The sequence below is a fragment of the Flectobacillus roseus genome (assembly GCF_030056595.1).
Classification (GTDB): Bacteria; Bacteroidota; Bacteroidia; order Cytophagales; family Spirosomataceae; genus Flectobacillus; species Flectobacillus roseus.
Genome location: NZ_JASHIF010000009.1, coordinates 297,059 through 319,777, shown reverse-complemented (window position 1 = coordinate 319,777; position 22,719 = coordinate 297,059). Strand labels below are relative to the sequence as shown.

General features: G+C 36.5%; 23 protein-coding genes and 1 tRNA gene. 9 read left to right on the top strand and 15 right to left on the bottom strand.

The features are described from left to right. Positions 1-70: 70 nt before the first annotated feature. The 6 genes from QM524_RS12265 to QM524_RS12240 all read right to left on the bottom strand — a co-directional run bounded on the left by QM524_RS12265 (position 71) and on the right by QM524_RS12240 (position 2,905). Positions 71-436 carry a DUF4260 domain-containing protein gene (locus QM524_RS12265; protein WP_283344817.1) on the bottom strand — a complete coding sequence of 122 codons (366 nt, stop codon included), beginning with the start codon at positions 434-436 and terminating at the stop codon, positions 71-73. A 65-nt stretch (positions 437-501) separates the two neighbouring features. Beyond that, a complete protein-coding gene (locus QM524_RS12260; RefSeq protein WP_283344816.1) occupies positions 502-1,080 on the bottom strand; it encodes a Crp/Fnr family transcriptional regulator in 579 nt (192 codons plus the stop codon). A gap of 11 nt (positions 1,081-1,091) precedes the next feature. Beyond that, positions 1,092-1,463: a hypothetical protein gene (locus QM524_RS12255; protein ID WP_283344815.1), complete on the bottom strand. Its 372-nt coding sequence runs from the start codon at positions 1,461-1,463 to the stop codon at positions 1,092-1,094. A 111-nt stretch (positions 1,464-1,574) separates the two neighbouring features. Beyond that, complete coding sequence (locus QM524_RS12250; RefSeq protein WP_166580119.1) at positions 1,575-1,928, bottom strand: DUF2200 domain-containing protein; 354 nt, start codon at positions 1,926-1,928, stop codon at positions 1,575-1,577. A gap of 97 nt (positions 1,929-2,025) precedes the next feature. Continuing rightward, positions 2,026-2,490: a hypothetical protein gene (locus QM524_RS12245; protein ID WP_283344814.1), complete on the bottom strand. Its 465-nt coding sequence runs from the start codon at positions 2,488-2,490 to the stop codon at positions 2,026-2,028. Positions 2,491-2,521: 31 nt separating this feature from the next. After that, positions 2,522-2,905: a hypothetical protein gene (locus tag QM524_RS12240; protein WP_283344813.1), complete on the bottom strand. Its 384-nt coding sequence runs from the start codon at positions 2,903-2,905 to the stop codon at positions 2,522-2,524. 49 nt (positions 2,906-2,954) lie between these two features. Here QM524_RS12240 and QM524_RS12235 point away from each other — a divergent pair, with 49 nt between their 5' ends. Then, on the top strand, positions 2,955-3,266 hold the full coding sequence (locus tag QM524_RS12235; RefSeq protein WP_283344812.1) for a hypothetical protein: 312 nt from the start codon (positions 2,955-2,957) through the stop codon (positions 3,264-3,266). A 169-nt stretch (positions 3,267-3,435) separates the two neighbouring features. On the opposite strand, the gene QM524_RS12230 is transcribed toward QM524_RS12235, so the two are convergent. The 4 genes from QM524_RS12230 to QM524_RS12215 all read right to left on the bottom strand — a co-directional run bounded on the left by QM524_RS12230 (position 3,436) and on the right by QM524_RS12215 (position 5,502). Further along, on the bottom strand, positions 3,436-3,762 hold the full coding sequence (locus QM524_RS12230) for a DMT family transporter (protein ID WP_095162341.1): 327 nt from the start codon (positions 3,760-3,762) through the stop codon (positions 3,436-3,438). A 78-nt stretch (positions 3,763-3,840) separates the two neighbouring features. Beyond that, the gene (locus tag QM524_RS12225; RefSeq protein ID WP_283344811.1) at positions 3,841-4,404 is read right to left on the bottom strand and encodes a Crp/Fnr family transcriptional regulator; all 564 of its coding nucleotides are present in this window, start codon (positions 4,402-4,404) and stop codon (positions 3,841-3,843) included. 1 nt (position 4,405) lies between these two features. Further along, on the bottom strand, positions 4,406-4,945 hold the full coding sequence (locus tag QM524_RS12220; protein WP_283344810.1) for a hypothetical protein: 540 nt from the start codon (positions 4,943-4,945) through the stop codon (positions 4,406-4,408). A gap of 149 nt (positions 4,946-5,094) precedes the next feature. Continuing rightward, positions 5,095-5,502, bottom strand: a complete 408-nt coding sequence (locus QM524_RS12215; RefSeq protein WP_283344809.1) for a hypothetical protein — start codon at positions 5,500-5,502, stop codon at positions 5,095-5,097. A 730-nt stretch (positions 5,503-6,232) separates the two neighbouring features. Between QM524_RS12215 and atpA the strand changes: the two genes are divergently transcribed. Continuing rightward, positions 6,233-7,813 (top strand): F0F1 ATP synthase subunit alpha, encoded by a 1,581-nt coding sequence (atpA, locus tag QM524_RS12210; RefSeq protein WP_095162347.1) that lies wholly within the window; start codon positions 6,233-6,235, stop codon positions 7,811-7,813. A gap of 269 nt (positions 7,814-8,082) precedes the next feature. Further along, positions 8,083-8,967: an ATP synthase F1 subunit gamma gene (gene atpG, locus QM524_RS12205; protein ID WP_283344808.1), complete on the top strand. Its 885-nt coding sequence runs from the start codon at positions 8,083-8,085 to the stop codon at positions 8,965-8,967. Between the two features lie 113 nt (positions 8,968-9,080). Here atpG and QM524_RS12200 read toward each other — a convergent pair whose 3' ends face one another. Then, complete coding sequence (locus tag QM524_RS12200; RefSeq protein WP_095162352.1) at positions 9,081-9,278, bottom strand: hypothetical protein; 198 nt, start codon at positions 9,276-9,278, stop codon at positions 9,081-9,083. Positions 9,279-9,375: 97 nt separating this feature from the next. Further along, the gene (locus tag QM524_RS12195; protein WP_283344807.1) at positions 9,376-10,263 is read right to left on the bottom strand and encodes an MBL fold metallo-hydrolase; all 888 of its coding nucleotides are present in this window, start codon (positions 10,261-10,263) and stop codon (positions 9,376-9,378) included. A 452-nt stretch (positions 10,264-10,715) separates the two neighbouring features. Between QM524_RS12195 and QM524_RS12190 the strand changes: the two genes are divergently transcribed. The 6 genes from QM524_RS12190 (at position 10,716) to QM524_RS12165 (ending at position 18,846) form a co-directional block, all read left to right on the top strand. After that, complete coding sequence (locus tag QM524_RS12190) at positions 10,716-11,540, top strand: MBL fold metallo-hydrolase (protein ID WP_283344806.1); 825 nt, start codon at positions 10,716-10,718, stop codon at positions 11,538-11,540. A gap of 147 nt (positions 11,541-11,687) precedes the next feature. Then, complete coding sequence (locus tag QM524_RS12185; protein ID WP_283344805.1) at positions 11,688-12,521, top strand: DUF2911 domain-containing protein; 834 nt, start codon at positions 11,688-11,690, stop codon at positions 12,519-12,521. Positions 12,522-13,352: 831 nt separating this feature from the next. Further along, the gene (locus tag QM524_RS12180) at positions 13,353-15,248 is read left to right on the top strand and encodes an AAA family ATPase (protein WP_283344804.1); all 1,896 of its coding nucleotides are present in this window, start codon (positions 13,353-13,355) and stop codon (positions 15,246-15,248) included. Between the two features lie 482 nt (positions 15,249-15,730). Continuing rightward, entirely contained in the window at positions 15,731-17,020 is a 1,290-nt protein-coding gene (gene hflX, locus QM524_RS12175) for a GTPase HflX (RefSeq protein WP_283344803.1), read from the top strand. A gap of 85 nt (positions 17,021-17,105) precedes the next feature. After that, a tRNA-Arg gene (locus tag QM524_RS12170) sits at positions 17,106-17,180 on the top strand. Positions 17,181-18,147: 967 nt separating this feature from the next. Further along, positions 18,148-18,846 carry a hypothetical protein gene (locus QM524_RS12165; RefSeq protein ID WP_095162365.1) on the top strand — a complete coding sequence of 233 codons (699 nt, stop codon included), beginning with the start codon at positions 18,148-18,150 and terminating at the stop codon, positions 18,844-18,846. Positions 18,847-18,904: 58 nt separating this feature from the next. Here the strand turns inward: QM524_RS12165 and QM524_RS12160 are convergent, their stop codons facing one another. From QM524_RS12160 to QM524_RS12150, 3 genes are read right to left on the bottom strand one after another with little or no spacing between them, the layout of a single operon-like run. Then, the gene (locus QM524_RS12160; RefSeq protein WP_283344802.1) at positions 18,905-20,272 is read right to left on the bottom strand and encodes an alkaline phosphatase family protein; all 1,368 of its coding nucleotides are present in this window, start codon (positions 20,270-20,272) and stop codon (positions 18,905-18,907) included. A 33-nt stretch (positions 20,273-20,305) separates the two neighbouring features. Further along, positions 20,306-21,502 (bottom strand): metabolite traffic protein EboE, encoded by a 1,197-nt coding sequence (eboE, locus tag QM524_RS12155; RefSeq protein WP_283344801.1) that lies wholly within the window; start codon positions 21,500-21,502, stop codon positions 20,306-20,308. Positions 21,503-21,531: 29 nt separating this feature from the next. Further along, entirely contained in the window at positions 21,532-22,686 is a 1,155-nt protein-coding gene (locus QM524_RS12150) for a 3-dehydroquinate synthase (RefSeq protein WP_283344800.1), read from the bottom strand. Between the last annotated feature and the right edge of the window lie 33 nt (positions 22,687-22,719).

Genomic DNA, 22,719 nt, shown 5'->3' with positions numbered 1-22,719 from the left:
CTAGTGCTGGATTCCAATCCAGCACCCTTTTTTTTCTAAGGATTCTATCCTTTTTGATTTGCTTAGGCTATCACTTTTTCCCTACCCAACCCAAATGTGTATGCTGAAAACTGTCAGTATATTTAAGTCCATAGCCCAAAGCTCTGTCCATAGCCGAATGTCCAAATAAAATAATACCAGATAAAATTAGAAGGTCATGATTTAGCCAATATCCAAGCGCAAGTATAGCGATAGCCAATAGTTTGTGATGAAATAGGTTGTATCCCCAAGCCCCAACTTTAGTATTCAATAAATACCCCAACATCGAAATATCTGGCAGCAGAATACAAGCAGGATATATCCACCAAGCATAATCTAATTGCTGAAATAATACGATAGAAAGAAGTAGCTGACCAAGTTCTTCTAATTTGAGGAGGAAATTCATATCTTTTGTCATGTTCGTTTTTGTTTTTGTGATGACACAAAATTCGAGCATTTAAAAGTATTCACTCTTGACAAAAATCAAGAACTTTCGGATTTGCGTTTTCTGATTCGACTAAAGGTTTCGGCGCTCATACCCAACACAGAGGCTATGTATTGAAGCGGTACCTGATTAAAAAGTTCTTTATTTTGCTCAAAATACGCATCATAACGTTCTTCGGCGGTCATTGATAGGTGTGAAAACACACGATTTTCAATCATCGCAAAACATTTGACAATGAATCTTTTTTCAATATCGAGCCACTTCGGAAACTCTTGACAGAGTTTGAGATAATTATTTTTTGAAAGGGTCAACAATTCAACATCTGTAAAAGCTTGAATCGACCAGCGATTGGGCTGGTTAAAGAAAAAACCTGCTATTTCGGTAATAAGATAATTTTCGGTCGAAATCCATTGAGTAATTTCCTTTCCGTCTACAACAGCATAAACCCTGAGAATCCCACTTTTAATAAGACTCAGTTTATTACAAACTTTATCTGATTGGGTGAAATAAGCATTTCTGGAAAGTTTTTCTTCTTTAAAATAGGAGCGTAGGAGTTCCAACTCAACCTCAGTAAGTTGTCCGAAGTTGTCTTGAATAATAAGGTTAAAGTCTTGCACAAAAAGAGTGGTTATAAATCTTGAGCATTTTCTCGATATAGATAGAAAATTGTAATCAGTTGGTTGGTTGCTGTATCCCAAAACATCATGTAAGCTTTTTCCTCGGTAGTAAAAGTATTCAAACACACTTCTTTCGCTGAGGAACTTGAGAGTTGTTTAATCGCTTCTTCCCAAGAACTTATTTCTTCATTCTCAAAAAACTTCCTTTTTAAACTTTTGTTGATTCGTAACCTTGTAGTGTATAATCCTGTTAGGTACTCTCTCGTTTGAACTATTTCATTCAGAACACTCTCAGGATTTTGTTGGAGTGCGACTGCACATTCTTGCGCTAGAAAAGACGCCTTTTCTGCTTGAAGGCCATTTAAAATTTGTTCCTGTGTCATTTAGAATTGGTTTTGGATAAAAGGTGTCAAAGATATATGTATGATTATTGAATTATGTCTGTAGAATTTTAAGCTTTAAAGAGAGGGTTAGCGTGGTATGAACGAGCTATGTTAAGTTCTTAAAATCTTATCCATTTTTTTGCCCTTTGCTAGTTCATCAACTAATTTATCTAAATATCGGATTTGTTGCATCAATTTATCTTCAATATCTTCTATGCGGTATCCGCAAATGACCCCAGTAATTTTATGAGCATTTGGATTTATCTGAGGAGCTTCTGCAAAAAAGGTTTCAAAGTCTATTTTTTGCTCAATAATTTGTAGAATATTGGCAACATCATAGCCTGTTAACCAACAAATCACTTCATGTAATTCGTCTACAGTCCGTCCTTTTTTCTCAACTTTCTGTACATAGTGAGGATATACACTCGCAAAAGACATTTTGAAAACTCTGGTATTTGTATTCATGCTAGGAGGAGGGTTAATGCTATTATTTTCGAATTTAATGATAAAAATTCTAAAAAACAGATGTCTGCATGATTTATGATTTCAGTTATGAGCGTAGCTATCTCATAGCTATCTTAAGGTCTAAGATTCTTCTTTCAAATGCAGGATTGGTAATATATGGTTCCAAAAACTCTATTTGTGTGGTTGTCGTTTTCCAAAAATAAAATGAAAATCCCCCTGCGCTCCAAAACTCATAAAACCTATTGTCTGACAATTCAATATCGAGTGTTTCATAAAAACAAGATGTTCCTTTGAAACTCCTACAAATTCTGATTCTCTTAGTAAGTAAATTAAAGAAAGTGTTAACCAAGTCATTTTTGGTCCCATAATGCCCACAACTTCTATGTTCAACACCCATTAATATTTCTTCCTCAAAATCCTCATTGTATTCAATCCAAATCCTCGGTTCTCCAACAGTCAATCTAGTCTGATTCTCTGTTTTTTCAATACGTAGATCATGGGAAAAGTATTCTTGAAGTAAGTCTTCAATATGTTGCAATAATATTTTATTTGAGATGGGCATATATTCATATATTTGTTTAGAATATTTGAGATTATTCAATCATTAATTCAACAGGTTGAGTATTTTCCAAGCTTTCAAACCAGAAAAGATTCGCCATTAATTTTTTTGAAATGGTATGGCTAAAATGTTTGTGCTTGTCAAGTTGTTCTACCCTTATTGAGGCTGAAATTAAAGGGTCTTCTTTAATAGAGGCAGTATAGCTAAGCGTAAAAAAATATCGATACGGTCCAACTCCTGTATGCTCAAATGGACGAAACTCAAGGATTCTTCTTAGATGCCCAAAATCCTGTAGCGAGATGGCAAAACGTAAATTTAGTCTCTGTCCATCTATAACACACGCAATGAGTGCAGAACAAATATTATCTTGTTTTGTGGCATCCAATAGTTCGATTAAACTTTCTTTGGGTATTCTCATAATATTGAAGAAATTATTCGGTATTCCTCTCATCAAATTATCTCTTGAAATGAAAAACACATACTATTTATTGCTTAATCAGCTTTCAACGGGAATCATTTTAAATACTGATGGACAGACTTTCTATTGCAATAATTCAAATACAGAATTTCAGGAGTATCCATATATCGAATTGGAAAGCTATGAAGCTGTTGAGGAGGAAGTTGCCAAGTATTTAGCAACTCATTCAAATATAGAGATTGGTATTTATGATGAAAATAAAAAAGTTATCAAAACTATTCAAGGCGAAATCTTTGAGCCTGTTTTGCAAAAAAACCTTGGTGGAAATTTTGGTAATCGTGACGAATGTCTCAGTGCCTAAGAAAAACTAAATTCCCCAAACCTCATTTAAAACAACATTGATTTTGTCCTCAAGTATCTCTATTAACTCCATATTCATAAATTCGTAATCAACGGGAATGCTTAATACTTCTGTAGGTGGTAAATCAAGGGAGGTCGTTCTGTCATAAATGCTTTTTAGATATTCGATACTAATGCGACACCATTTTCAATCCGATAATAGAGCCAATTAAAGTACTGATAAAAAATAGGCGCCAAAAAGTAGCTGGTTCTTTAAAAACAAGTATTCCCAAAAGTACTGTTCCAACAGCACCGATACCTGTCCAAACAGCATAAGCTGTAGCAATAGGAAGCGATTCAATGGCTTTCATCAAAAGCCCCATGCTGATAAAAAGCGCTATTCCAAATCCTGCATACCAAAGATATACCTCGTTTCCTGTACTTTCTTTTACTTTGCCCAAACAAAAAGCAAAGGCTACCTCAAATAGCCCTGCAATAATTAACCATATCCAATTCATATTTCTTGTGTTAAAATTCACAAGCAAAGTTCTGCATCGGAAAAGGAAAATTCTTTTACAAATGTTAAAAAATACTACCTATCGAATATCAGCTCTAATTCTACTCAGACTCACTTGACTAATTCCAAGATATGAAGCAATATGTCCTAATTGTACTCGCTGAATCAAATCGGGATGTATATGCAGAAGTTCATGATAGCGTTCGCTGGCTGTTTTGAATTGTCTCGCAATAAATCTTTCTTCCGTTTTGATGAGTTCTAGTTCAGCCAATTTGCGTCCCCAATTAGCGATATGTATGTCACTCTGATAAAGGTCTTCCAATACCTCTGTTTTTAACTGATACAGTTCACAATCTTCCAATAGCTCTACATCTTCGTAGCCTTCTTGTCCAATGACATAGCTTTTTAAAGACATTAATGTATCTCCTTCTTTGCAAAACAGAAAAGTAATCTCATTGTCAGGCGTTTGAGTATAGAGCCTTGCAATTCCTTTTTTGATAAAGTAAATATTACTTTCCACTTTATTGGCTCGAAGTAGAATATGACCTTTCGGAAAACTAACCTCAGAAATATGCCCTTCCAGCATTTGCATAGATGCTTCAGGAAGAGGGTAAATTGTATTTGAAATGTGTGATAAAATCATGCTAGTTGGAATCGATTATCTCCCATTCTCCTTTTTTGAAATAGAGATTATTGAATTTTGGAGAATAGAAAACTAAATGAAAGTCCCAGCTATGTCGATAGGTAGTGGGATTGGAACTTAAGATATGATGTGTTGGCTGAGACATGTTTATGAGTAAATGCTCAGAAACATAGTTTTCTGTAACTCTGATTTTACCAATATATGTCTGTATAATTTTTTCTTTTTCGGTTACATAAAAATAGATGGAGTCGTTATCCTTTATTTCAAATCGAAAATGATTGTATTGCCAATCGGCTTGTTTGCCCGAAAAATAGGATCTATCTACAATGTACTGCCCACAGTAATCATCTTTTTCTAGATTTGGTTTTCCTAATATCCAATTTAGACCAGATATAAGCAGAACCATTGCCAAAAGACCCAACCATAAAAAGCCAATGATTTTCCCCCAATGGTGTTTCCTTGTTACGAACCATGTAATCAAAAGAATGGCGGATAAAGGAACCACAAATAATATCATGAATAGGTTAAATCCGAAGCCCATAAGCAAATTCAAGTTGTTAGTTAATAGTATATCCGTTATTAGAATAAACTCATAATCAGGAAGGTATAATCAATGTGTACCGTGGTTTATTATAAATGTAATCTTGTCTGTTACTTATGTCATTAAAATTTGAGATGAATATCTGTAGATTATTTGACAAAATCCAAATTCTGAATTTTATCAATGCAAGCCTCAACCGAATCATCCGTAGACTTCAGTTTATATTTTAAATGCCAATTTTTACTTTTCACCAAAAATATTCCTAAAGATTTTTCGAAGTAAGCCTCTACTTTGCTGTCTACACCTGCATCAGGATTGGTAAACTTTAAAATTTGAAGAGATTTTTGATGTAAAGTATAGGCAAAAGAATCTACAACGACCACCCTATCTGAATCCTGAGGAATATGATTCACCCAAAGAGTATCGGATTTGTCAAGTTCTTGTTTAATCACATAAAAGCTATTGTCTTTTTGTGATACTGCTTTTTGTTTTTGGTTACAAGAGTAAAGGCTAATAATTGCGATGATACACAAAATTTTTGATGTAGTTTTATCCATGAAGTTATGTCTATAAACCAGCGATTTAAAGGTCTAGGAAAATTCAAAACAAAGATGTGAATATTCATTGGGTAACCTGCCTTTAGCTCACAAAATGAAAATAATTAGGGTATTTACAGGGGTATTCTTGCTTATGTATCTTGAAAGAATAAAATGGAGTTTTGTTTTAAAATATATAGGGTGATAAGTTAACCCCATTTCAATCAAGTAATTAGTACAATCCCAAGAATAAATTTGACTTGTAATTAGCGAAAATTTGCTAAATATAATTAGTTAATTATTTGGTAAAACTTCGTTTGTCATGGAATAATATTGTGTTGGCTGATACTTTAAGATAAAATTCTTTGTTTTATCCTGTTTAGTACAATAAACGAAGATGTTATAAGGATTAGACAATATCTTAGAAAAACTTCTTCAAAAATTAGAATAAATAAAGATTAGCGTCAAAAAAAGCGTTGTAAGGGATAGGTTTTGAAGTGAAATTGGATACTTGAACAAAAATGCCACTCTCAAAAAAGTATAACGTTTAGCACGAAAAAAATTAGATTGTCGTGGAATTGTGAAATTTCTTCCCTAATTTTGCACCCGAAAAGAGTTAGTAAGTTTAAGATGTAATAAACCCCAGCCAAGCAAAGCGAAAAAAATCTCTTTCCTTATCTTGTAAAGGACTTGCATCCAACGAATAACCTCTCAAATCGAATTCCAAAATCACAAATCCAACTATAAAGAAATGGCATCAGTCAGACCAGATGAAGTGTCAGCCATCTTGAGAGAACAACTTTCAGGATCTAAGTCAGAGGCTGAACTCCAAGAAGTAGGTACCGTGCTACAAATCGGTGATGGTGTAGCTCGTATTTATGGACTATCGAAAGTACAAGCGGGTGAGTTGCTCGTATTTGAAAACGGCTTGAAAGCCCTAGCCCTTAACCTCGAAGAAGACAACGTAGGTGCGGTATTATTGGGTGATTCATCTGAAATCAAAGAAGGTGACACCGTAAAACGTACAGACGAAATCGCCTCTATCAAAGTAGGTGACGGTATCTTAGGTCGTGTCGTGAACACACTTGGCGAGCCAATTGACGGCAACGGTCCAATCGCAGGACAATTATACGATATGCCACTTGAGCGTAAAGCTCCAGGGGTAATTTATCGTCAACCAGTAACAGAACCTCTTCAATCAGGTATCAAAGCGATCGACGCTATGATTCCAGTAGGTCGTGGTCAACGTGAGTTAGTTATTGGTGACCGTCAGACAGGTAAAACAACTGTTTGTATTGACACAATTATCAACCAAAAAGAATTCTACGATGCAGGTCAACCAGTGTTCTGTATCTATGTAGCTTGTGGTCAGAAAGCTTCAACTATCAAACAAGTTGAGCAAGCTCTTCGCAAAGCAGGTGCTATGGATTACACAGTAATCGTAGCGGCTGGTTCTGCCGACCCAGCTCCAATGCAGTTCTTTGCTCCATTTACAGGTGCTGCTATTGGTGAATTCTTCCGCGATACAGGTCGTCCAGCATTAGTAGTGTATGACGATTTGTCTAAGCAAGCGGTTGCTTACCGTGAAGTTTCATTGCTTCTTCGTCGTCCTCCAGGCCGTGAAGCTTACCCTGGTGACGTATTCTATTTACATAGCCGTTTGTTGGAGCGCGCTGCCAAAATCAACGCATCTGACGAAATCGCAAAAAATATGAACGACCTTCCTGAGTCTATCAAAGGAATCGTAAAAGGTGGTGGTTCATTAACGGCTCTTCCAATTATCGAAACTCAAGCGGGTGACGTTTCTGCTTATATCCCGACTAACGTAATCTCTATTACCGACGGTCAGATCTTCTTGGAAACTAACTTGTTTAACGCAGGTATCCGTCCAGCTATCAACGTAGGTATCTCTGTATCTCGTGTAGGTGGTAACGCTCAAATCAAATCAATGAAGAAAGTAGCTGGTACATTAAAATTGGACCAAGCTCAATTCCGTGAATTGGAAGCCTTCGCTAAATTTGGTTCTGATTTAGATGCTGCTACTAAATTGACTATCGAACGTGGTCGTCGTAACCTTGAAATGTTGAAGCAACCTAACGGTAGCCCTCAACGTGTAGAAGACCAAATCGCTATGATTTATGTTTCTACTAACGGTTTAATCGACACAGTTGCGGTATCTAAAGTACGTGAGTTCGAGAAGGATTTCGTTACAGTTATGCATGCTACTCAAAAATCTACTATGGATGCTTTGAAAGCAGGTAAATTCGACGATTCTTTGACTGATGTATTGAAGAAAGTGGCGAAAGAAGTGGCAGTTAAATACCAAGGATAATATTTGAATGTAGGAGAGGGTAGTACGCTACTCTCTCTTTTACAGCAATTAATCAATTAGCAAATTGTGAATTGTGAATGAGAAATCATCACAAAAGCTTCGCAAAATTGAGACTGATTACCTAGTACGAAATCATTATTTGACTTGATATTCTTTAATGTAAACTTTCTGAGTCCTTACAAATAACAGATACATTAGTAATAAATAACGATTTTGAATACATCAAATATTTCATTTCTATCATTCACTGTTTCAAACATTAGCAAAAGATGCCTTCATTAAAAGAAGTCCGTAACCGAATAGTGTCAGTAAACTCTACTCAGCAGATTACTAAAGCCATGAAAATGGTTTCGGCGGCTAAACTTCGCCGTGCAACTGATGCTATTGTTCAAATGCGCCCTTATTCGCAGAAATTAACCGAAATGATTGCAACTGTTTCGGCTAATGCAGAAGGTGCTCAATCGAACCCATATACTATCACTCGCGATATTCAAAAAGTGTTAGTAATCGTTGTTACTTCTGACCGTGGTCTTTGTGGAGCATTCAACGCCAACGTTGGTAAGGCAACTGTAAACCTTATCGCAGAAAAATACGCTAGTCAAAATGCCGCAGGCAATGTTGAGATTTTGGCTTTGGGTAAAAAAGGTGCTGAATACTTAACTCGTCGTGGTTATAAAGTAAACGAAAAATTTGTTCATATCTTCTCTAAATTGTCTTTCGCTTCAGTTCGCCAGGCAGCAGAATATGCTATGGATGGATTCGTTGCTGAAAAATATGACGTTGTAGAAGTTATTTTCAATGAATTCAAAAACGTGGCAACTCAAATTTTGAGAGCAGAACAGATGTTGCCATTAGTTGATAAACAAGATAGTAACGTTAAAGCATCAACAGTTGATTACATCTTCGAACCTTCTGAAGAAGAAATTATCAGCGAGTTGCTTCCTAAAGCGTTGAAATTGCAAGTGTATAAGGCTGTTTTAGAATCAAATGCTTCTGAACACGGTGCTCGTATGACTGCAATGGATAAAGCTACTGAAAATGCAGGTGAATTGTTGAAAGAGTTGAAACTCGTTTACAACCGTTCTCGTCAAGCTGCGATTACGAAGGAAATCCTCGAAATCGTTGGTGGTGCCGAAGCATTGGCCTCAGCTTAATCTTGTTAAAAAAGATTATAAAAAAAGACCTTCCGAAAGAAAGGTCTTTTTTTATGTTCAGATTTGAGTATTCTTAAAATTTAAACACTTCAGTCTTCAGTTTAAATTCTTTTCTATTTTCTAGAATCTTTAAAGACAATCACCACTCGTCCAATCAACCCTACAGAGATAATTCCTCCAATTAAGAGAATAAAAAAGGTTTTTTCATTGAATCCGTTTGTCGAATCAAGTAGTACAATCGCACCCCAAGTGATTAGCACCACTGCAATAATTATGACAATGAATAGAAGAATGTAGGCTATGTTTTTCATGAAAATACGTTGATTGTTAGTCTGACCCAAAACTAAGCGTCCTATGTTGCTTTAACAAGAAAACTAGCATTTTGTTCTTTTTATCCTTCAAAATACGCTATTTGCTACTTAACTCATCGTAGGCAGCGGTCAAACTTCTTATGATTCCATCGCCTTTCCATTCTGGGGCATTAGGGATAGCCGTGGTTTTAAGGATTTCCTCCTTACTTTTTCCTGCTTTTATTTCTTGCGAAACATAACCCAAAAGCTGTTCCAAATAGTTTTTGAATGCCTTTATATCTTCATGAGTCCCCGTAATTTTCTCAGGATCAAAAGCATGTCCAAAAACAAAAATGGTATCCTTGTCAAAAGTTCCATTGATTTTGTCCAAAACGTTAATCCAAGAGCTCATACTAGCACCCGCATTGCGGTCTACTACAGGATAGCGGCGATTGAATACCAAATCACCACAGTGTGCTACATTGGCACGTTCAAAATGAATAATAGAATCACCGTTGGTATGACCTGCACCAAAATAATGCATTCTGATGGTCTCTTTTCCTAATTTCTCTTTGTGTGTGTCTTGATAGGTTATATCTGGGAAAAGCTGTTTTTCTACTGTGTTTTGCTTCTCGGCAACAGCTTTTTGATTTTTTAAAGAGTTTTCATGAGCAATAACATGTTCAACAATTCCTTTAAAAGCAATATTGCCACCAGAGTGATCGCCATGGTGGTGAGTATTGAATAGTAATTTTATGGGATTTTCCGACATCCCTTTAAGTGCTTCAATCAAGTGGTTGGATTGTTCAGGAAACTGAGAATCTACCACAGCAATCCCCTTGCTAGTTGAAGCGAAGGCAATTGTACCACCTCTCTCGGTAAATACTCCCACACCATTACGTAACTCTTTGATTTTGTAAGGAGTATCAAATGGAAATTTATAGGAACTCAAACCGAGACTTGCCATCAAAAAAGCAGAATGTTGGAGAAAGAGTCTTCTTTGCATAGAATAATGATTGTTAGAGTTGTATTTAATTTAGAGAAAGGAATGATTCGTATGTTTTGTTAAAACTAAAATTTATCAAATTTGAATTGTTTGATATCAAGGCACAAAAGAAAATAATCCAAGAAATCAGAGACTTAAGTATGAGTGCTGAATTGTGAGTGATGAGTTTTGAGTATAATTTTATGATTACTAATATTTTATCTGATTAATTTGATCAATTAGAGATGTAAGATATTGATAATTAAAATTTTACATTCACAATTCAAAACTCATAATTCAGCACTAATTATGAATACATTGCTCTCGAGTTATTCCTTTGTGCCTTTACTTTGGAAATGGGTTACTGAGGAAAGACTTCAAAAATTTAGTACATTTTAATTAGAGTAAAATGCTATATTTAAGTTTTCATCTCAACTTTTCGACCAACGAAGCTATTAGGATTCTGAACGAATATGCAGCATCTCAAAACAAAACAATATGGTCCTGTCAAAGCTTTTGAACTTGGGTATCATTGGCCTGGTTTACCCACTTTTACGGTACATATTTACTTCATCGACGGACTCCTAATAGACACAGGGCAGTATAATTGTCGTCATACGGTTTTATCCTTGTTCAAACAGTTGCCTCTTCAGCAAATTGCGCTTACACATTGGCACGAAGACCATATCGGAAATGTTTCTACACTTTACAATCACTTTCATCCAACCATTTTTGCAGATCCTTTAACAGCCGAGAAGGTTCGACAAGGCTTTGATATCATGCTTTATGAAAAGTATTTCTTTGGTAAAATTCGACCACAAGATATACCTATTAAAACGCTTCCAGAAGAGATTAAAACATCCAAATACTCATTCGTGCCTATCTATACACCAGGGCATAGCGATGACCATCATGTTTACCTTGAGCCGAACGAAGGATGGCTTTTTTCAGGTGATTTATTTGTAAGTCAACGCATAAAAGTGTTTCGAAAAGGAGAGAATATATGGCAGCAAATTGATTCACTTAAGCGAGTTTTAGCATTATATTTTGATAAAGTTTTTTGTGCACATAACCCACAAATAGAATTTGGTAGAAAATCTCTGGAGCGTAAGCTTGACTATTTTGAATCCTTTACCGAACAGGTATGCTTTTGGTACAATCAGGGTTATAAAACTGCTGAAATTATCCAGAAAATGGCGCTGAAAGATAAGAAAATGATTAATCTCATGACTGGCTACGACGTGAGTGTACATTGGATGGTGGGTTCTGTAATTAAGCACTTGCCAGTATCTTTATAAAAACTGATAGAGGTGGAATGGAACCATTGGTCGAATTTTTATATCTTCTTGTCTCTATAATATGCCATTAGGTAAAACAAAGTCGTATTTTTGACTGTTCAAAATGATTGAATAGTCTTCAAACAATTCTCCAATTTAAACAATAACATGAAAAAGATTTTATTAACATTTGTGGCAGCTGCAGCTATCATGACTGCTCAAGCACAAGGGATCAAAACTCCAGCGCCAAGCCCAACCCAAACCATCAAACAAGATTTTGCTTTATCTTCTATTGAGGTAAATTATTCTAGACCCAATATGAAGGGTAGAACTGTTTTTGGGGATCTAGCTCCTTATGGAAAATTATGGAGAACAGGTGCTAACGCAGCTACAAAAGTAACTTTTGGTGAAGATGTAACTGTAGGTGGCGTAGCGGTGAAAGCAGGTACTTATGTACTTTACACTGTTCCAAACAAAGACGAATGGGAAGTGATTTTCAACAAAGGATTAGGTAACTGGGGTATCGATGGTTACAAAAAAGAAGAAGATGTTGCTCGTTTCAAAGTAAAACCAGTAGCATTGCCTTCATCAGTTGAGACTTTCACGATTCAATTGGGTAATGTAACGCCTGCGACAGCTGATATTCAAGTTTCTTGGGAAAAAACTCAAATCAACATTCCTGTAGTAGCAGATATCGATTCTAAGATTTCTAAGTCTATCGAAACAGCGATGAACGTAGACAACCGCCCATATTTCCAAGCGGCTAGCTATTATTTTGAAGCTGGAAAAGATTTGAAACAAGCATTAGCATGGACGAACAAAGCTATCGAAAACAGTCCAAAAGCATTTTGGATGGTACATTTGAAAGCAAAAATCTTAGCCAAAATGGGTGACAAAGCCGCTGCTGTTACAGCTGCAAATCAGTCTATTATATTAGCTAAAGAGGCTAAAAACGATGATTACGTAGCATTGAACGAGAAATTGATTGCTACGTTGAAATAATTTCATGCCTTAGGCTTTAAGCGATATGCCATAAGCGAAAAGTTAAAGAATATTTCAAATGAAATGATACATACTTTTTGACCTAATGTCTAGGTGTTAAAGCATTTAATTATAACATGAGTCATCCCTAATTTTTAGGAATGGGATTACTTTCCAAGTTTTTATCAAAAAGGCGGTCGAAAAATATGTTTTCGACCGCTTTTTTGATGATACTATACTAGATATGAATGGCTTAAGACGCAATCATTGCGTCTCTACTGATAGAAAATAAATTTTTACATAATCACTCAACCACTCGTACACTAAATCGCTAAATTCGGGATGACTCATGCTAGATTTTACTCAACCTAAGACGCAAAGTATTGCGTCTCTACTGGTGGTATGTAGATTTAATCACTCAATCTCACTTCACTCAATACTATTTCCTCCTAATAAAATCTACCTTATCTATTTTACAGTAAATAAAAAAATAGTACCTTTGCAAAAAAATAAAAACACCCTTAGGGTAAAGTCATGAAGTTCCTATATTTTTCTCCTAATTTCTTCTCTTAGTAAAGGCATTTCATTGAACCTTTACATCATTTTAGAATCTATCAATCGGATAGAGACTTCATCTGCTTATGGCATTAGTGAGTATCCATTGGTTTTTGATTCATTACAAATTATTTTAGGGAACTTAGTCATTGTAAATTTCAATTTTTTTGTTTTAGCAATTGTTATGTATTCAGAAGCTTTTCTGGATGTCATTGCCCAATTCGTTCATTCCGTAGCATGAAATGAATACGATGCCTAAAGACTTAGTTTCCCACCACGTAAATAACAATTAAACTTATGAGCACAGAACAGAAGGTTGAGGTAAACCTAGAGGAAATAAATATTAAAAAACGCCGCTTAGAGGTTATTAAACAAGAGCTGAAATCCGAATTTATCGGCATTGACTATATTATTGACGAATTAATCAACTATATCCAAATCTGGTATTTGATGCCAGATGTTTTGGTTCGCCCGATTGTTGTAAACCTTTGGGGTATGACAGGTGTAGGGAAAACAGATTTGATTCGTCGATTGGTTTCAAAACTTGAATATCAAGATAGATTTGTAGAAGTCGAGTTATCACATGGCGAAAACTATTGGTACACATCGGTTGCTTCTATTTTTGAGAGTAATTGCATCAATGACGGTAAGCCTGCTATTGTATTATTCGATGAAATCCAACGCTTTTATACGATTGACCCTGAAGGAAAAGTAGTTACGAATACCCGTTCTCAGGATTTTTGGGAACTGCTATCTGATGGACGACTCTCCAAAAAAGATAATAAGGAGTCGATAGATGAATATATGCAGCGTTATATGCACTCGTCAACGCAGCGTCAGAAACGAAAAAATAAGCCTGTAGATGATGATGTAGCAGATGATGACGATGATTTGGTTGGATTGTGGGAAGCATATAATTTGAAAAAAACATTTGTTCTCAATGAGTCTGTACATGAAATTGCAGAGATGAAAGAGGATGATATGTTGAAAATTATGCAGCAAAAACGAGATAAAAAGACCGTTTTTGAACCGATTAATCATGCCAAGACTTTAATCATTATCAGTGGTAACCTCGACGAAGCATATTCAATGGCCGACGAAGCGGGTGAAACAGATGTAGATGCAGATATTTTTAGGGCTTTTACCGAAAAAATTACTATTATTGATATTAAAAAGGCGCTATCGAGGAAGTTTAAACCAGAACAAGTCGCACGTTTTGGAAATATTCACTTGATTTATCGTTCACTCAAAAAGCAAGATTTTAATGCTCTCATTGATTTAGAAGTTCGTAAAATTCAAGAAAGAAATATTGAGCATTTTGGGTTGAAAACGACAGTGACAGATGCTGTTAAACAACTAGTTTATCAAAATGGGGTATTCCCTGTTCAAGGCGTTAGACCAGTGTTTTCGAGTATCGTGGACGTTGTGGAGGCCAATTTGTCTAGTGTTATTTTTGAAGCATTAGTTGAAAGTGCAGAAGAAATTACTTTGGATTATAATTTTGTTGAAAAAGAGCTTATTGCCACTTGGGGCGAAACCTCCGAAAAACGAATTCCCTATATAGGTAAGGTAGATTTGATTCGTCAGAACAACTTGCCAGATATGATTGCTAATATCTCAGTACACGAATCTGGTCATGCAGTGGCATATTCTTTACTATTGGGTGTTGCACCACTACAGTTGAAGTCAAGAGTAGCGTCGTCGTATGCAGGAGGATTTTCATTTCCCCATCAGATACACATGTCGGAGCAAAATGTTTTGAAGAAAATCAAAATTTATTTAGCAGGAGGATTAGCCGAATCATTGATTTTTGGAGAAGAAAACGTCACAATTGCGCAAAGTTTCGATCGAGAAGATGCAGCAGGATTAGTGATGGAATACATTCGAAAATTTGGCTTTGACCGCAATTTCGCATCCTATTACATGAGTTCAGCGGAATACAGTATGGATATGACTGTAACTGATTGGCCGATTGAGAAAATGATGAAAAATTTGGAGCAAGAAACACAAGAACTTTTGGTTCAAAATAAGGATTATTTGGTTGCCTTATCGAAAGTGTTATTTCAAAAAGGTAGTTTAAAGCCAGAAGAAGTAGTTGAAATTGCGCAAAAATTTGGTCATACACTCAAAATCCATAATGAGAATCACTTGATTATTGCCCCTTATCAGGATACCCTAGATCAGCAATCATAACAAAACTCGGTATGTCAATGCTTTACAGATTGACGTACCAACTCTAAAGAGAAAGCAGTATCTTTGTCGTTCGGCTTTATGTCATCAAAGAACATACTTGGATTGTGTAAGTTTCTATTAATGAGCTGTTTATGTTTTGGTCTATTTGATTTTAAGAAATCCTGTTGTTTGAGCCGTAGGCGAGTTTAGGATTTCTTGACTTTCTTTTGCGGCCGCCGCGCGGTTACTTTTCTTGTGTCAAGACAAGAAAAGTAAGCAGTGGCGAAGAGAACTTTTGCCTGTTTGATAAAAGTTAAGTAAAATTCTTGAACGCACTTTCATAAGGAGTTAACACTACATAATTCTCTTGTAAATATAAAATAATTTTGTTTGGCCTTGCGCCATTTTTGCACACACACTTTGAGTGGATATAGTATTGAAAAACAGCGACTTAGTAATGATAATTTTATCCTCTCAGTAAGTGAATTCGATAAATAAGCTTTATGCATAGTACTTATAAAGAAAAAGAAACGGCAGTTTTGGTTGCCGTTCAAACGCAGAAACAGAATGCAGCTCAGACCAAAGAATATCTCGATGAGCTAGCATTTTTGGCAGATACTTCGGGTATCGAAACACTGTACACTTTTACTCAAAAACTCGAACGTCCCGACAACCGCACGTATGTAGGAAAAGGACGAATGCAAGATATTTTGATGTATGTAATCGACAACGATGTGGATATGATTATCTTCGATGATGAACTTTCTCCTATTCAGATTCGTAACATCGAAGCAGAATTTGCACATTTTCAAAAAGAAGTAAAGGTATTAGACCGAAGTTTGCTTATCCTCAATATTTTTGCGATGCGTGCGCAAACCGTACAAGCACGTACGCAAGTGGAGTTGGCACAACAGCAATATATCCTTCCTCGTTTGACACGCATGTGGACCCACTTGTCCAAACAGCGTGGGGGTGTGGGTATGCGTGGTCCGGGTGAAAAAGAATTGGAAACGGACCGTCGTACAGCCAACGACCGTATCTCATTTTTGAAGGAAAAGTTACGTCAAATCGATAAACAAGCACTTACTCAGCGTAAAAATCGTGACAGAATGGTGCGTGTATCCTTAGTGGGATATACCAACGTAGGTAAATCTACTTTGATGCGTCGTTTGGCAAAAGCTGACGTATTTGCCGAAAACAAATTGTTTGCAACCGTAGATTCTACCGTTCGTAAAGTTACGATTGATTCTATTCCTTTTTTGTTGTCAGATACCGTAGGGTTTATCCGAAAATTGCCTACCATGTTGATTGAATCATTCAAATCGACATTAGATGAGGTGCGTGAAGCAGATATTCTATTGCACGTTGTGGATATTTCACACCCAAATTACGAAGAACAAATTGGGATTGTAAATGATACTTTGACTGAAATTGGTGCAGCGGATAAACCAACGATTTTGGTATTTAACAAAATCGATAAGTTTGAGGTAGAACCCGAAACAGAAGAAAAAGAGCAGGACGATTGGGAAGTTGTTCATGGTGAGAATCCTTGGGAAGAAGAGCCAAAAGATCAAGCTTCGAGAATTCAGAAAGTTACAGAGTTTTTGAAAAAATCATATTTGCACACTCCTCAACCTTTGGCGGTATTTATCTCGGCAGAGCAGAAGGAAAATCTAGACGAATTAAGAGATACTGTGCTTAATTTGGTAAAAAGTAAGCATATCCAGATTTTCCCTAACTGGCTCACTACTGATGAATCGTACACTGAAAATACTGAAAGCTGGGCAGAATAAAGTCCCTGTTTCGATTTGAGAAACTTTTAATTACTTACTTTTTTAAGTAATTTTGTTCTGTGTGGTCTCGTATGGTAGACCACTTGGCACTGTAGTTCAATGGATAGAATAGGCGTTTCCTAAACGTTTGATGCGGGTTCGATTCCCGCCGGAGCCACCACATTTTCTAATACCTCTTCTTGTTTCTCCCTCTTCTTCATGCTTGCTTTGATTTGTGCTACTAAATTGCGGTAAGTAAAAAAGTAATAGAACATCCCTTTTTCGGCACGATTAAGCTTGTATTTTCCAGAGGTATAAACCGATAGTGTGTATTTTTCTATTCCCAAAATCCTTTCTAAGTCTTCAAACTTTAGTTTTTGCTGTGCCATTTTATCCAAAATCCACTGAGCGTCCACTACATCAGTATTTGTTGGAATAAAAAGTTTGACGCCAATACGTAACCTTCTTCCATATAAAAATGGACTAAAAACTTCTTCTGTAACCTTCACCAAAACTTCTTTGATATTGGGTTCATTTTCTTCTTTTTGGAGCTGACTTGTTTGAATGATTATCTCATGCTCCGTGACTTTCATGGTTTTAAATAACACATGATGTTTTTTCATTTGAGTTATGGCTCTTTGCTCAAGAGCGGCTTTGAGGGTCGAGCTCAGATGCTCAAAGCGATGTAAATTGTCGAACTTAGGTGTCATAATAGTACACAATAGTGGGAATTGAATAAATTAGAGAGAATACTGCCTTATTGAAAAATGTGAAACTAAAATAAATTGAGTTTGAGATACTGAATTAAAAGTGGTAGAATTTTGAATTTGTTGATTGTTTTTATCGAAAAAACATAAAAAATGTAGCTTTCAGAGAGGAAAAATGATATTTGGGTGTGTTTGGATAACTCGATAGAAATATTGATAGGATAAAGTTACAAAACTTTGGATAAAAAAAGTAATTATACTCAATTTTTTGAAGATTCAGTTTTTAGCTACCTAATCAACTGCATCAAGTTTGGAAAAAATGAAAAAATAAGGCTCTGATAGTCACATTATTAAATACTTTTTTAGAAAAAATTACAACTTCTTTCCAACCTTCCGTTGATTTTGCGCACTCTTTAAAGCAAAACAAATCAACACAACATTATGAAAAAATACCTTTTTAGTATCATCGCTGCGGCTACTTTGATGTCTTGTTCTGACAATGATAGCTTTCCTACACGCTTTGTTTTATCTGATAAATTTACGACAAACAGTCAAGGTTGGGTAGGTGATTTTGCAGATTATCCAACAACTGATTCTGTGTTTTATGAGTTGAGCTACAGCCATACCAAACTACCTGCACCTCTGGATACAGCAAAAAAAGCTCTACGAATTTCAGGAAATAATCATAGCGATGATTTATTTATGTTCTTGAAAAAGAAAGTAACAGGTCTTAAACCTAATCAGACGTACAATGCCAAATTTGAGGTGGAGTTTGCAAGTACAGTACCTAACGGTATGATGGGAGTGGGTGGTTCGCCAGGCGAGAGTGTGTATTTCGGAGCAGGATTTAGCGCAATCGAACCAAAAAAAGAGGTTGATAACGGCTATTACAGAATCAAAAATGTAGGAAAAATTTCCCAAGCTGCTGACGGAAAAGACATGAAAGTAATGGGAAATGTAGCGAATGGAACAGACAAAAATCAATATACCTTGGTTAAACGTTCGGGAACATTTACAGGTAAAACCGACGCTCAAGGACAATTATGGTTGATGATTGGTACCGACTCAGGCTTTGAAGCTACTACAACTTTGTACTATACAGGTGTAAATGTAGAGTTTATTGAGGTGACAAATCAGTAGTTTTTAAATGATGTTACTGAGCGATTGTGTTGTCTTTCAATCGCTCAGTAAGATTGTATTAGTTTACCAAGTGTTCCCAAATGACTTGATAAACTTCAGTAGCATCGATTTCCTTTTTGTCGATTGCTTTGTCTGTCACAAGGATTGGATAGTATTCTTTACCAATGTTTATACCACCATGAGAGCCTTTTACAAGTGTAGCATCCAAAGGAATAACATCCATCAAGTATCTGAATCCAAATAGCTTACGAGCAAGTTTATATGCAGCACGTAACTTAATCAAAGGATTTTTAGGATTCATAAACATCTCAACTGGGTCATACCCTGGCTTGCGGTGAATATCTACCAAACGTGCAAAGTCAGGTGCTACTGCATCGTCGAACCAATAGTAATAGGTAAACCAGCTATCTGCGTCGGCCATTAAGACAAAATCGCCTGAACGCTCATGGTCAAGGTGGTAATCTTTTTTTGTATTTTCGTCTAAAACTAAGGCTACCCCAGCAATATTATTTAAGATTGTTCTTACCTTTTCAAGCTGTGTTTTGTCGTTGACATACACGTGTGCTATTTGGTGATCGGCGGTGGCAAAAGCTTTTGAAGCACCTGCATCCAACAGTTCTAACCCTTTTTCTACACGTACATTTATTAAGTTATTTTCTCTTAAAATACGATTGACATGGATTGGATTGTTGACCGTATTGATGCCATATTCAGAAAGTAAAATAATATTACAATCTTTCTGGCGATAATAAGTCACTAAATCTTCCACCAACTTATCAACTTCGCCCAATTCTTTATGAATTTTCGAAAAATCAACTCCATATTTTTGTAAACAATAATCCAAATGTGGGAGGTAGATTAAGGTCAACGTAGGGTCATGTTTTTTGTCTACCCAAACAGAAGCATCGGCTATCCATTTCGAAGATTTAAGGTTGGCATTGGGACCCCAAAAGTTGAAAAGTGGGAAAGTTCCAAGTTCAGCTTGTAGCTCATCTCTCAAACTCGAAGGGTGAGAATAACAGTCGGGTGCTTTTACACCATCAGCATGATATTGCGGTCTTGGTGTTACGGAATAATCGGCAGTTGAATACATATTATACCACCAAAACATCTTTGAGCAAGTAAAGTTGGGGTCTAATTTTTTGGCGGCATCCCAGATTTTTTCTGACTGTACCAACTTATTAGATTGTTTCCAAAACTTTACCTCAGATTCAGTACGATCGTACCAGCCATTACCGACGATTCCATGTTCTTTAGGGAATTTGCCTGTTACATAAGTACTTTGTGCTGTAGTAGTTACCGCGGGAAGTACAGGTTTGATATGGGTAAAATGATGATCTTCAAAATACTTTTTCAAAAATGGTGTATGTTCACCAATTACGCTGGTGCTAAGCCCAACTATATCAATAACAACAGTTTTTTTCATATTTCTAAAAAATTGGGAGCAATGAGTTTAGTGCTAAACCAAGGTTTTTACCCATGCGATTTCTCGAACAATAGAATCATTTAAAGGCGCCTGCACCTCTGCGGGCAACACTCCCCATGTATATGTTTCGATTTCGAGATGATTGGTGGCAGGCATTTGTTTATGCAAAGCCAATGTTTCGACAATATCGTTTCTAGTAGACGACAAAAGTCCATAATGTTCGATAAACAGAGGTACGTGAAAATGTACTCGCCATTCTTGATAAGACACTGTTTGAGCAGCTACTAAAGCATCGCCAAGGTCAGTGAACTTCTCAAAACTTCCATCTTCTTTTAACGCGACTACTTGGTGCAAATAGGTAGGTTCGTTGTATTGTGCCAAAGCTGCGAGTTTTTCTGCTTTTTGTTCATCAAATACTACTCGAATTGCTGAACTAACCTGAAACTTGCCAATATTAATCCCTAATTCTGCTAGTTTTGTCAAAGCCGCTTCAGGTTTCTCAAAGTTTACGGCAAAATGGCAAATATCATAGCATAGTTGGACATGCGTATGAATAAGGACTTCTATTTGCTTGTCTGTTAGGTTTTTATCTTTGAAATGTTCTTTGGCTGTTGGCAGTAATATACGTTGATACCAGTCGATGAACTCAGATGAGTTTTCGAGAATACCATCTGGTTCTGGTTCTATATCCAAGTGTAATATTTTGCCTGTTGATTTCTGAATTTCAGCCAGTTTTTCAACTACTTGTAAAATATGCGTCGTCGAAATAGCAATAGCATCAGCCAGTTTTTGAGGCGTTTCCCACCAATAACGATAGGAGAGAGGCGAGGTCGAAATCCCACCTTCTTGCATATCGGTTGGTAAAATGTCAGCCAATATTTCAAACATTCGGATGGTATAATCACGACGATTGGTGGTAGTCCAGTCAGGTGCATGAACTTGGTCTTTTACTACAGCATCATGAAAATCTCCATAAGGAAATCCATTCATCGTAAATACATAACAATTTTGCTCAGATAGCCAATTTTTGAAAGTTTCAAGATGATCTTTTTGACTTAAATCAATACTCGCCTGATTGGCCAAACGCAAGCCAATTCCCATCGGCTGGTTGGGACTCACTTGTTGTTTGATTACTGGAATACTATTTTGAAGTACTGAAAAATGATGTTGCCAATCTTCACCTGTATGGATATTGCTACAATAAGTCAAATGACCATTGGGAGTTTTCATGCTAGTTTATTGTTAATTTCGTAAAAGCCTTAAAATACACAAACCTTCGAAGCCAGATAATCTACGGCTTGTTTTACTAATTCAAAATCTATCTCGTGAACTTCCTCGCCTTTGCCTAATGCTTTTAAAAGGGTAATGGTTAGTTGACCACCAAGATGTTCTCTAAATTCATTTAAGCCTTTCCAAAGATTGATTTTATCATTTTCTGCCAAGGCTGGGTGATATAGCTCAAAGCCTAAATTTTGTAAAAGCGTAATGATTCTCTGTAAATCATTTTCGGTTAAATCACCTTTAAGATGCGAATACACCGAATCCAAGGCAATACCAATCGCAACAGCTTCACCGTGACGAATAGTGAAATTGGTAAGATATTCTAACTTATGTGCAGCCCAATGCCCAAAATCCAAAGGTCTTGCTGAACCACTTTCAAATGGGTCGCCACTAGAGATATGCTGGACGTGCAATTCGGCACAACGGAAAATATGCTGGTACATGGCATCTTCATCACGATTTGCCAAAGCAAACGCATGCTCTTCAAGCCATGTGAAAAACTTCAAATCCTTGATTAAGGCTACTTTAACGGCTTCTGCAATGCCCGAACGCCAATCACGGTCGTTGAGGGTTGTCAAGAAATTACTATCGTTGAACACTGCTACTGGGGGAGCAAATGTGCCTAAGAAGTTCTTTTTTCCGATATAGTTAATGCCATTTTTTACCCCAACACCCGAATCATTCTGTGACAAAACCGTTGTTGGAATGCGGATATGCTTGACCCCACGATGTGCCACCGCCGAAGCGTAGCCTGTCATGTCCAAAAACGCACCACCACCAATGGCAGCCACAAACGAATGGCGGTCGATACCATAAGTATCAATCGCTTCGAGAGCTTTGTCGAAATAACTAGGTTGATTTTTGACGATTTCTCCTCCCGGCAATACCAGAATATCTGAAGCAAGTTCAATGGCATCTTGGGTTGCAAAATAGTTACGAATGGCATCTTGCAAGTAAGGATGTGCCTCGGCAACGCCTTCGTCAATGAGAAAAAGTATTTTCTTTTTGAAGGTTGGACTACCGTAGTTACGGAGAAAATCTATGAATAATGAGTTTTCAGGCGCAAATAAGTTTTTAGTAAATTGGATATTATAAGAAAAATGTACCTGAAAAGATTGCTGAATAACTGACATTGAATTAAGATTTTAAGTCATTTAGTGCCAAAG